This is a genomic window from Halotia branconii CENA392, from assembly GCF_029953635.1.
In the GTDB taxonomy this organism is placed as follows: domain Bacteria; phylum Cyanobacteriota; class Cyanobacteriia; order Cyanobacteriales; family Nostocaceae; genus Halotia; species Halotia branconii.
Genome location: NZ_CP124543.1, coordinates 4,896,667 through 4,910,813, shown reverse-complemented (window position 1 = coordinate 4,910,813; position 14,147 = coordinate 4,896,667). Strand labels below are relative to the sequence as shown.

General features: G+C 39.1%; 11 protein-coding genes. 5 read left to right on the top strand and 6 right to left on the bottom strand.

The features are described from left to right. Window positions 1-3: 3 nt before the first annotated feature. Window positions 4-2,913: an isoleucine--tRNA ligase gene (gene ileS, locus QI031_RS21525; protein WP_281481671.1), complete on the top strand. Its 2,910-nt coding sequence runs from the start codon at window positions 4-6 to the stop codon at window positions 2,911-2,913. Between the two features lie 234 nt (window positions 2,914-3,147). Here ileS and QI031_RS21520 read toward each other — a convergent pair whose 3' ends face one another. The 4 genes from QI031_RS21520 to QI031_RS21505 form a co-directional block, all read right to left on the bottom strand. Further along, complete coding sequence (locus QI031_RS21520) at window positions 3,148-3,825, bottom strand: Uma2 family endonuclease (RefSeq protein WP_281481670.1); 678 nt, start codon at window positions 3,823-3,825, stop codon at window positions 3,148-3,150. A 16-nt stretch (window positions 3,826-3,841) separates the two neighbouring features. Next, window positions 3,842-5,230 carry a 3' terminal RNA ribose 2'-O-methyltransferase Hen1 gene (locus tag QI031_RS21515; protein ID WP_281481669.1) on the bottom strand — a complete coding sequence of 463 codons (1,389 nt, stop codon included), beginning with the start codon at window positions 5,228-5,230 and terminating at the stop codon, window positions 3,842-3,844. Window positions 5,231-5,382: 152 nt separating this feature from the next. Next, window positions 5,383-6,015: a nucleotidyltransferase family protein gene (locus tag QI031_RS21510; protein WP_281481668.1), complete on the bottom strand. Its 633-nt coding sequence runs from the start codon at window positions 6,013-6,015 to the stop codon at window positions 5,383-5,385. A gap of 12 nt (window positions 6,016-6,027) precedes the next feature. Further along, window positions 6,028-7,206, bottom strand: a complete 1,179-nt coding sequence (locus tag QI031_RS21505; protein ID WP_281481667.1) for an XdhC family protein — start codon at window positions 7,204-7,206, stop codon at window positions 6,028-6,030. A gap of 516 nt (window positions 7,207-7,722) precedes the next feature. Here QI031_RS21505 and QI031_RS21500 point away from each other — a divergent pair. Both QI031_RS21500 and QI031_RS21495 read left to right on the top strand, forming a co-directional pair. After that, window positions 7,723-8,340: a flavin reductase family protein gene (locus QI031_RS21500; protein ID WP_281481666.1), complete on the top strand. Its 618-nt coding sequence runs from the start codon at window positions 7,723-7,725 to the stop codon at window positions 8,338-8,340. Window positions 8,341-8,816: 476 nt separating this feature from the next. Further along, window positions 8,817-9,269 carry a nuclear transport factor 2 family protein gene (locus QI031_RS21495; RefSeq protein WP_281481665.1) on the top strand — a complete coding sequence of 151 codons (453 nt, stop codon included), beginning with the start codon at window positions 8,817-8,819 and terminating at the stop codon, window positions 9,267-9,269. A gap of 454 nt (window positions 9,270-9,723) precedes the next feature. Here QI031_RS21495 and QI031_RS21490 read toward each other — a convergent pair whose 3' ends face one another. Both QI031_RS21490 and QI031_RS21485 read right to left on the bottom strand, forming a co-directional pair. After that, window positions 9,724-10,371: a DUF4142 domain-containing protein gene (locus tag QI031_RS21490; RefSeq protein ID WP_281481664.1), complete on the bottom strand. Its 648-nt coding sequence runs from the start codon at window positions 10,369-10,371 to the stop codon at window positions 9,724-9,726. A gap of 202 nt (window positions 10,372-10,573) precedes the next feature. After that, window positions 10,574-11,644, bottom strand: a complete 1,071-nt coding sequence (locus QI031_RS21485) for an aldo/keto reductase (RefSeq protein ID WP_281481663.1) — start codon at window positions 11,642-11,644, stop codon at window positions 10,574-10,576. 216 nt (window positions 11,645-11,860) lie between these two features. Between QI031_RS21485 and QI031_RS21480 the strand changes: the two genes are divergently transcribed. Together QI031_RS21480 and QI031_RS21475 are read left to right on the top strand one after the other, a co-directional pair. Beyond that, on the top strand, window positions 11,861-13,315 hold the full coding sequence (locus tag QI031_RS21480; protein ID WP_281481662.1) for an AAA family ATPase: 1,455 nt from the start codon (window positions 11,861-11,863) through the stop codon (window positions 13,313-13,315). Further along, window positions 13,308-13,913 carry an RloB family protein gene (locus QI031_RS21475; protein WP_281481661.1) on the top strand — a complete coding sequence of 202 codons (606 nt, stop codon included), beginning with the start codon at window positions 13,308-13,310 and terminating at the stop codon, window positions 13,911-13,913. The genes QI031_RS21480 and QI031_RS21475 overlap by 8 nt, the downstream gene beginning before the upstream one ends. Window positions 13,914-14,147: the final 234 nt, after the last annotated feature.

The following is a 14,147-nucleotide window of genomic DNA, read 5'->3' as shown; positions in this document are numbered from 1 at the left end:
ACTGTGACAGAAACTGGAAGCTATAAAGATACTGTAAATTTACCAAAGACTAAGTTTGATATGCGGGCAAACGCCATCAAGCGTGAGCCTGAAATCCAAAAATTCTGGGAAGAAAATAAAATCTACGATCGCTTGTCCGAAAATAACCCAGGTGAATTATTTATACTGCATGATGGGCCTCCCTACGCTAATGGCTCACTGCATATTGGTCATGCCTTAAATAAAATTCTCAAAGATATTATTAACCGCTATCAACTGCTACAAGGGCGTAAGGTTCGCTATGTGCCGGGCTGGGACTGTCACGGCTTGCCGATTGAGTTGAAAGTTTTGCAAAATATGAAGTCAGCAGAACGGCAAAACTTGACACCTATACAATTGCGGCAAAAAGCGAAAGAGTTTGCTTTAGCGGCGGTAGATGACCAACGTCAAAATTTTAAACGTTACGGTATTTGGGGTGATTGGGATAACCCATACTTGACTTTGAAGCCGGAATATGAGGCGGCACAGATTGGTGTTTTTGGTGAAATGTTCTTAAAAGGCTATATCTATCGCGGTTTGAAGCCTGTTCATTGGAGTCCTAGTTCTAAGACTGCTTTGGCTGAAGCTGAGTTGGAATATCCTGAAGGTCACACTTCACGGAGTATCTATGCAGCGTTTCCAGTTACAGGACTGGCTAAGGCTGTGCAACCTGTGTTGGGTGAATATTTGCCGGATTTGGGTGTGGCTGTCTGGACGACTACGCCTTGGACGATTCCGGGGAATTTGGCGGTGGCGGTGAATGGTGACTTTAACTATGCGGTGGTGGAGGTCTCACGCATAGACGCGGTAGCGGCTTCCCGCAGGGTAGGCGCAAAGACGCAAAGGGAATTTAAGTATTTGATTGTAGCTGCGGAGTTGGTGGAAAAGTTATCTGCGACTTTGGATGTTGAGTTGACGGTAAAAGCCACAGTTAAGGGGCAGGATTTAGAACATACTAGTTATCGCCATCCACTATTTGATAGGGAAAGTCCGATTGTTGTGGGTGGTGATTATATTACTACTGAGTCAGGTACTGGGTTGGTACATACTGCACCTGGTCATGGTCAAGAAGATTACATTGTTGGTCAGCGTTATGGTTTGCCTATTCTTGCGCCAGTTGATGATAATGGCAATTTTACTCAGGAGGCGGGTGAGTTTGCTGGGTTGAATGTGTTGGGTGATGGGAATCAGGCGGTGATTGATGCGTTAACATCTGCGGGTTCTTTGTTGAAAGAAGAAGTCTACGCCCATAAGTATCCTTATGATTGGCGGACGAAAAAGCCGACGATTTTTCGGGCGACTGAACAATGGTTTGCTTCAGTGGAGGGATTTAGAGAAGAAGCGCTAAAGGCGATCGCTACTGTAAAATGGATTCCAGCCCAAGGTGAAAATCGCATCACGCCAATGGTGGCAGAACGTTCTGATTGGTGTATTTCTCGGCAGCGGAGTTGGGGTGTGCCAATTCCGGTTTTCTACGATGAAGCCACAAATGAACCACTACTAAATGCTGAAACTATCAACCATGTTCAAGCAATTATCGCCCAGAAAGGTTCTGATGCTTGGTGGGAGTTATCAATAGAGGAGTTGTTACCCGAATCTTACCGCAATAATGACAAGTCTTACCGCAGAGGTACAGACACAATGGATGTCTGGTTTGATTCTGGTTCATCTTGGGCAGCGGTAACTAAACAACGTCCAGAGTTACGCTATCCTGCTGATATGTATTTGGAAGGTTCTGACCAACATCGCGGCTGGTTTCAGTCAAGTTTGCTGACTAGTATGGCGGTAAATGACATTGCACCTTACAAAACTGTCTTGACTCACGGCTTCGCTTTGGATGAACAAGGACGAAAGATGAGTAAGTCAGAAGGAAATGTGGTTGACCCAAATACAATCATTGAAGGTGGGAAAAATCAAAAAGCAGAACCGCCTTATGGTGCAGATGTCTTGAGATTGTGGGTATCATCGGTAGACTACTCTGGCGATGTCCGCATTGGTAAAAACATCATCAAGCAACTGAACGATGTTAGAGGCAAGATTCGCAATACGGCGCGGTTTCTGTTGGGTAGCTTGCATGATTTTGACCCCGAAAAAGATGCAGTTCCTTTTGAGAAATTGCCAGAACTTGACCGTTATATGCTGCACCGTATTACTGAAGTGTTTGAAGAAGTTACAGCAGCTTTTGAAAGTTTCCAATTCTTCCGCTTTTTCCAAACTGTGCAGAATTTCTGTGTGGTGGATTTATCCAACTTCTATTTAGATGTTGCTAAAGATAGGCTGTATATCAGCGCCCCTGATGCTTTACGCCGTCGTAGTTGTCAAACAGTATTGCAGATTGCTTTAGCAAATTTAGCACGAGCGATCGCACCTGTACTATGTCATACTGCTGAGGATATTTGGCAATTTATCCCCTACAAAACACCTTATAAATCAGTGTTTGAGGCTGGTTGGGTGCAGATAGACCAAAAATGGAGTAATCCCGATTTAGGAGAATTTTGGTCAGCCTTGCGACAACTCCGTACCGATGTCAACAAGGTGTTAGAACAAGCCAGGATAGAAAAAATGATTGGTTCTTCCCTGGAAGCTAAGGCGTTAATTCACATACCTCATAAACAGTTAGGCGATGCTATCAAAACCTTTAACTCTGTTCACGATAACGGTATTGATGAACTGCGGTATTTATTGCTAACTTCCCAAGTGGAAATATTAGATTCTGCGGAGAAACTGCAAGGATTAAAATATACAGCGCAGACAGAAGACTGGAAAATTGGGGTAGTGAATGCAGACGGCGAAAAATGCGATCGCTGCTGGAATTACTCTACTCATGTGGGAGAATCAAAAGAGCATCCCCTACTTTGTGAACGGTGCGTTTCTGCTTTAGCAGGTGAGTTTTAAGTAGTAAGAGATACCACCGAACAATCAAACTAGTTTACTGGAATAAAACCCAGCATTTCCAAATGAGGTGCTGGGTTGATATTATTTTAAATCTAAATGTATAAGATAAAGTTTTAGGTGTTGTTGTGTTCTCAATACGGTTCGGATAAGCTATTGAAGCATGGAGGAAAGAAAGTTATTGTCTAGTCTTCTTCTTCCCCTGCCTCTCTTCTTCCCCTGCTTCCCCTGCTTCCCTCAACAGATCAGTTTGTTAACCGAACAGTATTGGTTGTGTTCTGAGTTAAAAATTTGTTGTTTTACCCAGGCACGAAAAGCACTTTTTGCTGCCAATTGCCCCATTTTTTTGCTTTCTTCAAGAAATTGAGTCATATTTTTTACTGGTACTGGCATAAAAGTAGGACTAAGTTCAACTTCTGAGTATTGATTATCTGAAAGAACATAAATTCTTAAGACAATACCGTTATATCTCCAAAATTCAGGGATATTCATTGAAGCATAAAGAGATAATTTATCTATTTTAGGTCTAGAATATTCCACTTCAAGTACAAGATCTGGTGGTGGATCTTGAGCTAAATTGATATTTTGTTTATTTCTAACTAAAGATTCATTTTGAATGTAATAGCTGCTATCTGGCTCCCCTCCTTTTTCTAAATCATCCCGTGTCAAAGTCATTGAGCCTGTACTTTTGACCTCCAAACTAAATTCCTCACACAGCACGAGAATATAGCCTTCAATCAAGCGATTGGAGTTCTCATGTGGCATTAGTGGAGTCATAATTTCTAATATTTTATTGTCGTAGGCAAGTCGAGAGTTACGCTCACTTCCCATCTCAGACAACATGATTTTGAAAGTCTGCCAACTAATGTTTTTCAGCAAAGCTCTTGTTTCTGCGAATGGTACTGTTGCAACCATAAAAAGTTTCCTTTAGTTAAAAATTGCGGCTAAATATTCCCATTTGGGTCGGTGAACCAACTGCTGGATCTTGTGTGCCGATAGGTTGAAATTCCACAGTATAGCTAAAGTGTTCTGCTATTTGGTTTGCCCAGTTTTGAAACTCTGCACGCGTCCATTCAAAACGGTGGTCTTGATGTCGCAATTTTCCAGCCGGGAGGTTTTCAAATTTAATGTTGTATTCAATATTGGGTGTGGTTACTATTACTGTTTTGGGTTGAGCAAATTCAAATAAAACTCGCTCAAATGCTCCCAGTCGGGGCAAATCTAGATGCTCAATCACCTCAATTACTGTAGCAGCATCATAACCGCTAAAACGTTTATCTTGATAAGTAAGTGCGCTCTGAATCAGTTGTATCCGTTCCCATTGGTTGCGGGGAAGGTGTAGGCGGTCTAATCGTTCTTGGGCAATTTCTATTGCTCTGTAGGAAACATCAACACCTGTAATTTGGGTAAAAAAGCTATCTTTGAGGATAATTTTGAGCAAATTGCCCTGTCCACATCCTAAATCAATTACTCGCTTGGCATTACTTTGTTTGAGAGCAGTAATCACCGCATCTAAACGCTGCTGGTTCAGGCTAATGGGTTTTTCTACTGCTGCCTCTTCTTGATCATGATTTTCTTCAGTACTATCGGGGTCGAGATTGTCTGACTCTACTAGTTGAGCTAAAGCCAGACGAGTTAAGCGTTGCTGTCGTTTTAGGTAACGCTTAGTAATTTGTTCTCGCGCTGGATGCTTGGTTAACCAACCTTCACCATGACGTAGTAATTTTTCAATTTCTTCATCGCCTACCCAGTAATGCTTCTCGTCATCCAATACTGGAATTAGAACGTAGAGATGACTTAATAAATCACTCAAAGTTATGATTTGCTGAAGTTCGACAGTAAAGTATCGACTCTGACCCCAATCAGGAAATTGATCATCTAAAGTGTGACCTTCGGCACTAACGTTGTAGCCCAACGGCTCAAACAATTGTCGCAGAAACTCTTCACCACCGCGACAAGGCAAGACTGATAGTTTTGCTACTAAAGGAATAGGAGTTTTTGCCAGTTCTGGTAAATCTTTGCAACGACCTCCTAAAGCTGTGCTAAATACTTGAGCGATCGCTACACTTAAAAATGAAGAAGCAACATAAGGGCGATCGCTCACATATTGTTCTAGCCTAACACTACGTCCCCGCACCAACTTCACCGAGTCAACATCCAACAACAACGCCGCCGTACACTGCTGTGTACTAGCTTCTGGGTAAAAAACGTGCGCCTTGCCAAAACTTAAAGGAAAAGACTGACAACGGTCTGGGTGTTTATGCAAAAGGTAGCCTAACTCTGTTGCTGGAAAGTGGGTTGTTGTTATTGTCAGCAGCATTCACTTGTGCAAGGGTTGAGGTTTGGGAAGTAAATCAGTAAATCATAAGCTAACACACCAACAACAAATTAAGGTGCATTACGCTAAAACTGTAATGCACATTATTAATTTGGAATCCCCTTTTGACTTATTCCTTCTGCAATCTACCTTCTTCAATGGAAAATAGTTGATAGTAATTGTTGGTAATCTTTTGGTGTATCAATATCAATATTTCCTAGAGAAAATGGCATAGAAAATACTTCGTTGAGATGATTGTTAATAATTTTTTTTGCCCCTGAAGTTCCTTTTAAAGCAGCAAGTTCTGCAAAAAATGTCTGACTAAATATAGCGGGTACACCTAATGTACCCCCATATTCACAAGCGATAATCGGTTTTTTTACTAAATAATATGTATCAACAAGTTGATTAATAATTTTATCAGAAACAAATGGCTGGTCGCAAAGTGTAATAACTACAGCTTCTATTTTTGGTGGAAGATTATTTAACAATTCAATCCCACTTCTAATTGAAGTACTCATTCCACAAACCCAATCTTGGTTTTGAATTACTTCAACAGGAAGTTGCTGAATTTGAGGATAAATCTGTTCTGCATTTGCTCCTAATACTACTACCACAGGTTGGCAAACTGAAGCGATCGCCATTTCTGTAATGTATTGTAAAAAGCTACGTCCTTGGTAAAGCAATAGTTGTTTAGGTGTACCCATCCGAGTAGATGCACCAGCAGCAAGAATCATAATTGCTATGGTTGATTTTTTATTGTTTCTTTGCTCGGTGTCAAATACCATAACAAATAAAAATTATGTGGTAAGTAGTAGGTTTAAGTTGGTTTCATGGCATTGATGAATTGGTTGATTGCGATTTTTTAAAAAATTCCCACTACGGTTTGTTAGCACTGCTTGAATTTCAGCAATAATAGCGATCGCTATTTCTTCAGGTGTATTTGCTCCAATGTCAATCCCTATAGGGCCGTGTAATCTTGTTAATTGTTCAGTAGGATAAGCTATTCCTTGCGTAGGCGTAGCCCGTCGTAGACATCGTAAATCTTCCAGCAATCTTTCAGTACGCACCTTTGGGCCTAAAACTCCTATGTAGCGTGCAGGAGATGGCAATAACATTTTCAAAATTTCCAGGTCGTCAAGATAATTATGTGTCATGACTACAGCGACTGTATAAGCATCTACAGATACTTGTTTTTGGACAATTTCTCGCCGACTCAAAATTACATGACAAGCTTTAGAAAATCGCTCTTTAGTTGCCTCATTAGCTCGACAATCAACTACAGTAACATCCCAACCTAATGCTTGAGCAAACTGTGCTACGGGTACAGCGTCATAACCTGCACCAAATATTACTAAAGGCGTGGGTGGTTGAATGACTTCGATAAAAACTTCTACACTGCCTGAAGGTAACTGATAGTTTTTTACCCTTGACTTTTGATTAACAAAGGCTACTTTAGTATCTGCAACCAAAGATTGAATTAAATTTGGATCTTTGATATCAGTGATAGTTTTACCGTTTGGATACAGCAATAAACGCGACCCTAGTTTGACATCCACTCCACCTTCAAAAGCAAAAACTGTTGCTATAATACCCAAATGTTTTTGATGAAAGCACTCTTGTATAAAAGCGATCGCATCTGGTGTACTTTCTTTTTCAAGGCGCTCGATCAAAACTTGCACTACACCATTGCACCCTAAACCAAAACCCCAAAGAATGTCTTCAGAGGCGGTGTGATCGTATGTAACAACAATTGGTTCATCGTCCGACATTCGTTGTTTAGTATGCTCAAATACGTCATTTTCCAAGCAACCAGCGCTAATTGTGCCGATTATTCGACCTGTATTTGTCATCAACATTTTCGCACCCGGTCGGCGATAAGTTGAACCTTGAGTTTTGACTACAGTAGCCAGGAAAGTGATTTCACCATTTTCTTTACTTAGCTCAAAGCCTTCTAAAATTGCTTGTAATTCGTTCATTAGATTGTTTAGTAGTTTGTCAACTTGAGCAGATAGTCTCAATAAAAATAATATGATGACTGTGTTATTGTGTATTGCTTTTCGTATCAAACACAATTCAATTTGCCCTATTCTAAATAATTAGAACATAAAAGTTATATTAACTGCGATCGCGGTATTCTACTATCCAAGATAAACGAAAATACCATTTAAATCATGTCCCGTAGGATAGTTGCCAATGTGAAATACTTATATCGTACAAGTTAGCATGAAAGACTAATATTTCATAACTTATATTTTTGTAGAATACTTGAAATTTTTTATTTTTATAGGAAGTATATTGCCCCGTTTAAAGTATCTGTCTAAAGACTGAATTTAGCTTTTATACGAAGTCTATTTTGTTATGACTAAAGAATCATAGCAAAAATGAACAAAAAGTATTGAACTTAGGTAAGGAACTTTGCAGTAAGCTCTTGAATAATTTATTTTTTGATATTTACTGAAAACTCTCAATCACTCACAACATTACAGGATTTTATGTTATCTTTTGTACCGCAAGAAATGAAAGACCCTGCTCCTTACCATTTATTGACAAGTATTGTTGCTCCTCGCCCAATTGCATGGGTGTCTACAATTAGTGCTTCTGGAATTTCTAATCTCGCTCCGTATTCGTTTTTCAATGCAGTAGCAGGCTTCCCACCAACTATTATGTTTTCAGTCGCATCTCATAGACATGAGCCAAAAGAAAAAGATACATTACGCAATATTCATGAAGTTGATGAATTTGTGTGTCATGTGGTTACAGAAACACTGTCTCATGCAATGGCTCAAACAGGAACAGAATTTCCCTATGGAGTTAACGAGTTTGAAAAAGCAAATTTAAAAGCTGTTCCTGCTACAGATGTCCGACCGTTACGGATTGAAAGCTCACCTGTGGCAATGGAGTGTAAAGTTACACAATTAGTTCCAGTAGAAGGAACTAATAATGTGATGGTATTGGGTCGAGTGTTACGATTTCATGTGCGTGAAGATCTATATCGTCAAGATTTAGGGTTAGTTGACACTATAAGAATGCAGCCGATTACGCGCTTAGGTGGGCCAGTTGAGTATACAAAGATTGGGCAGCTGTTTGAGATGGCAACTCCAAAAGTGTAAGTTGCCAAAGGAAAGTGATTTCACCGCTTTATTTACTTAACTCAAAGTCCTCTAAAATTGCTTGTAATTCGTTTATTAGATTGTTTAGTTTTTAGTAGTTTATCAAGTTGAGCAGATAGCCTCAATAAAAAGAATGTAATTACTGTCTTATTATGCATTTTTACTAATATTAAATACTACGCTTAAAGTGTGCTGTTAATCTTAACGACGGTCAGTGACAACGCTTACAAATTGCCCGTGCCTTGATCAATTATTCCAGCATCCTGATTTTAGATGAAGCCACTAGTATCACTACACTGAAGTTAAAAGTCAAAAAGCTTATTTTATACACTTTTTATCATTTCATTATGGTATTTTTGATACTTTAAATAAGGATATTATACGGAAAAATTCTTCATATCATCCTCCGTAAAGAGTAGTTATACGGAACAATTCTGTATAATATTCAAAAAGGATTTGTAAGGAGGCGTAAAGCCATGTACTCTTTCCTTATTCGTCGACAAATCAGAAATGTTTTCGAGTGCTTAAATCGAGGTGATTACGAATCAACACTTAAAGGAGTGTCACCGTCAATTACTCATACCTTTAGTGGAACTCATGCACTTGGAGGTACTCGCCATAGTATTGAGGGAATGCGGCAATGGTTCCAGCGCCTTTATTTACTATGGCCTGGACTAAATTTTGAGATTAAAGACATTGCAGTTAGCGGTTTCCCCTGGGATACAATAATTGCCGTTGAGTGGGTTGATACAGCTACACCAGCAGACGGTTCTCAATACGTTAATGAAGGCGTTCATATTATTAAAATGCGCTGGGGAAAAGTTGTGTATCTGCACGCTTATCTCGATACGCAAAAGGCAGAAGCTTTATGTGAACGATTAGCAGCGTATGGCATAACGGAGGCTGTTGCTCCTCCAATTGAAGATTAATCGGCTTGTGCTTTATATAAAATCAAGCAACCTGCTTCTAATAGTGCGAATTGGATTCCTCTTGCTTTGATTTTTTCTTTTTCTTTGAGCAGCCACTAAGGGTATTTTAAACAGGACTTACGCACAAATAATGGAAAATAAAGCGTTGCTAAATCTAGGGGTAAATATTTCATGCCAAGACAAGCCAGTGCGTTGGGGAGCCAGCGCCGTGGGCGGGTTCCTAAGGCACTCCGTTGGGCGGGTTCCCCGACTTGTAGGAAGTGCCGCCGACTTGTAGGAAGTGCCACCGACTTGTGGCAACTGGCGCACAAAGACGCAAAGGAAAATCTATACAATCATTCCGCATTTATGCAATGCTGAAAATAAAACCGCAGAGGACGCTGAGGACACAGAGAAATTTGGTGCGTTCAATAATCCGCTGCACAGTATCTTTGACGATGCTAAAATCTAGCACCTACGGAGTAGTGGTTGGAGTTGGTGTGCTAGTTGAAGTTCCAGGATTGACAATGGAACGAGCTTGTTGCAGATGTTCTTGAAGAGTTGGTAACGCCTGAGTCACAAGTGCTTTTAAATCTGCATCTTGTCCCTGTTGAGCTTCATTTTGAAATGCAGAAACATCCTTTTGGTGAGCTTGAACCATCTCATTCATATATTCGCGATCAAAGTTAGCACCAGAAAGTTTGGATAAGCGTTGCTCAACTTGCTGGTTTGTAGTGCCGATAGTAGTTGGCAGTGTCACACCTTTTTGAGTCGCCAACTGCTTGAGTTGATTGTTCACCTGGGTATGATCTTGAACCATCCGCTGTCCAAATTGTTTTACTGTATCACTAGTTCCACGTTCTGATGCTAGTTGTCCTAGTTGGACTTCTGCTAAACCATCTTGAGCAGCTTCGTTCATAAATTGTTTGTCTGAAGCACTGAGATTATTTTGTCCTGATGTAGTTGGTGATACAGTTGGGGATGGAGTGTCAGTTGTTTGCACTGGTTGAGCAGGTGGAGTTTGAGATACATTTTGATCGGGCTGTCCAGTTGGTGTACAACCAGTTGCCACAGACAAGGCGATCGCCATCATACCAGTAGAAAATATCTTGAAGTTGATCATAATCAATGTTCTCCTCGAATAATAGTTATCTTTTGCAACGTCTAACAAAAAATAAGGACAATTACTAATACTGAAATTACGAGCTACAATTAAAGCCAATTAATGTAAGCTAGATGCTGTCGATGCAAATTGTGCAAATAGATTTCACATTCCTTGATTGAAGGCGGCCGTACTATAGTAGACGCAAAAATAGTATTAATATTTACCCCAACCAAGCGGGATTCATAGCTGTACTATCATTTTGGGTTGTGGTCTTATATCGTTCATACTGTCCTTTTGCTGCTGCCTCACGGGTACGCGCTAACAGTGCTGTAACTTGTGCTTGATCCATTGGCTTAAAGGTGCGAACTGCCTCAAACGCTTGGTCTAAAATTTTCATGCTGTCAATGCCCGTAATGACAACTGAAGTTGGCAAATTCATTGCGTAGTGCAGGCATTCGATCGCACTAACTGTATTGCTTCTAAGAATGTAAGACTCCCCGATGGTTTTCATCGCCAAGACACCAATATTATTTTTGACTAACACAGGTAAAACCTGCTGTCCAAAACTTCTAAAATGGGCATCCATCACATTCAAGGGCATCTGCACAGTGTCGAAGCGGAAACCGTTTTTTGCCGCAACTTCCAACATTTGCAGGTGAATGTTGGGGTTTTTGTGGCCTGTAAAGCCAATATAGCGAATTTTGCCCGCTTTCTGCGCCTCAATAGCTGCTTCCATTGCACCACCGGGAGCAAAGATCCGATCAGGATCTTCAAAGCGCAGTATTTCATGATGCTGCAATAAATCAATATGATCGACCTGCAAATCTTTGAGTGATTCATCAATCTGCATTTTTGCAGCAGCTTTAGTGCGACCGTCGATTTTGGTCATGAGGAAAACTTTATCGCGATAACCATCTTTAAGGGCATTTCCCATCCAACGGTGGCTGCGTCCGTTGTGATAGTCCCAAGAGTTATCCATAAAATTAATGCCGCGATCTATGGCACTGCGGATTAGCTTAATACTTTGTTGCTCATCTTCAATTTTGCCAATATGATATCCCCCTAAACCAATCAAAGATACTTGTTCTTTAGTACTTCCAAGATTGCGATATAACATTTCGCCGCGTCTAGTTGAAGTGGGTGTACTTTGAGCTAAAAGTTGAGTATTTTCATCAACTGGTTCTGCTTGAGCAATAATCGGTTGTAAAAATCCTTCCGAAGCCGCAAGTCCTGCTGCCACTATTCCCGAAGCAGAAGCAGTTTTTAACAGGCTGCGTCTACTAATTTCCATACTTGCCTCCTAACGTAGCAACAACAGGAATGAGGCGTATACTATCACGGTAATTTGGCGCAGAGACTCTAACTAAGGTGTGTTTAAAACATATTCCCCAAGATGCATTTACAGCGCACTGCATTTTTAAAATTTGCCTTCTATTGAATGCGATCGCTGTTTTGACTGCTTAAATCTTTTCATTGATGCGTTTTGTACTTTTTGGCGTTGCAGTTTATGAGAGTATGCGATCGCCCTAAAGCTAAATGGTATATATTATGTATATTTGAAAACAATCTTACAATTTATCATCTTCAATCAATTATTGCTACTCTTAAAGCAGTAAATTATGATTTATTCACAGATTTATACTTTAAGCCTAAACTTCATGCTATGCTCATTGAATTTAGTGTCGGCAACTACAGATCGTTTAAAGAGCAAGTCACCTTTAGCATGGTGGCAGCTAATCTTGTCGCACAAAACAAAAAGCTTGATGAAAATAATGTTTTTGAAGTAGATGATAATTTGCAACTACTTAAAAGTGCTGCAATATACGGTGCAAACGCTAGTGGTAAAAGTAACCTAGCTAAAGCTTTAGATTTCATGAAATGGTTCATGGTTAATTCTTCTAAAGAGACTCAAAGTACTGAAAAAATAAATATTGAGCGATTTCAACTCAGTACTGAAACCGAAAAAAAACCATCTTTTTTTGAAATAGTATTTTTAATGAATGGTAATAAATATAGATACGGATTTGAGGCAACTCGTGACCTAGTTGTCTCTGAATGGTTATTTTATGTTCCTAAATTGAAAGAAACTAAACTTTTTGAGCGCAAACTAGACAAATTTAGTGTTTCTAAAACATATAAAGCTGATGGTATTCAGGAGAAAACAAGACATAATGCTCTTTTCTTATCTGTATCTGCTCAATTTAATGTCAAGATTGCAGAAGAAATCTTAGATTTACTGACCAACAGAGTCAACGTTGTTTCTGGTTTAGAAGATGGAAACTATCAAGGATACACACTCAGTTGTTTAAGAAAAAATAAAAATAAAGATGAAATTATTCAGTTGCTTAAAAAATTAGATTTGGGATTTAGTAATATCAAAATAGAAGAAATTATAGAAGAAAGTGAAATCACTATTGATTCTTGGCCTAGAAAATTACCAGATGAGCAAAAGAACTTTGTTTTAACAAATATGGTAAGAAGATTTTCATTAGTGAAAACTATGCATCAAAAATTTGATGCTGAAGGAAATCCTGTGTCTACAGAACTGTTTGATTTAGAACATCAAGAATCTGAGGGAACTCAAAAAGTCTTTGTTTTAGTAGGTCTTCTTGTTGACACACTAAAAGATGGTAAGATTTTAATCATTGATGAATTTGATGCTAGGATTCATCCTTTAATCAGTCGCGCAATTGTAAAATTATTTAATTCTCACGAAACAAATTCAAGTAATGCTCAGTTAATCTTTATGACTCACGATACGAATTTGCTTAGTAACAAGCTTTTTCGTAGGGATCAAATTTGGTTTACTGAAAAAAATAGATATGGTGCAACAGATTTGTACTCTTTAGCAGAATACAAAATACCTGAAGATGCATCTTATGAGAGCGATTATATTAAAGGTAGATATGGTGCAATTCCATATATTGGAAGTTTGAATCATCTAATTGACTCTGATGCCTAGAAAAAAGGTAAACTCTCGTGGATATCACGAACGAAAAGTTAATACGAGGGAAATTAGGCAGAGATTCTTGATTGTATGTGAAGGAGAGAAAACTGAACCTAATTACTTTAGGAATTTTCGCGTTCCCAAAAATGTTGCTGAAATAAATGTGCAGGGTAGAGGAGAAAATCCCAGCAAATTAGTTGAAAGTGCAAAACAATTAAATAAACAAGATGATTATAATCAAGTTTGGTGCGTTTTTGATCGTGATTCTTGGACTAAAGAAGACTTTAATAATGCGATGATAAATGCTGAAGCTCAAGGATTTCAAGTAGCTTATTCTAATGAAGCATTTGAACTGTGGTATGTCCTGCATTTTCAATTTCTCAATACTGGTATTCCTCGAAGTGATTATAATAAAAAGTTAACTGATTTATTAGGACGACCATACAAGAAAAATAGCGATACGATTTATGATGAGCTACTTGAGAAACAATTTATTGCTATTAAAAATGCTGAAAATCTTCTTAAACAATACGTTCCTCACATTCCATCTCAAGACAATCCATCAACAACAGTACATCTGTTAGTGCAGGAACTCAACAAGTTTATTCAGTAAATGGACTCTATTACGCTTAGCAATTAACTCTTGATCAGCTTACAGTTTTGTAATTACATCGGTCTGCAATACCAATGCATTGACTTGTTATGTTAAGACATCGGTCTGCAATATCAATGCATTGACCTGTTCTGTTAAGACATCGGTCTGCAATGCCAATACATTGACTTGTTCTGTTAAGACATCGGTCTGTTATGCCAATACATTGACCTGTTATGTTAAGACATCGGTCTG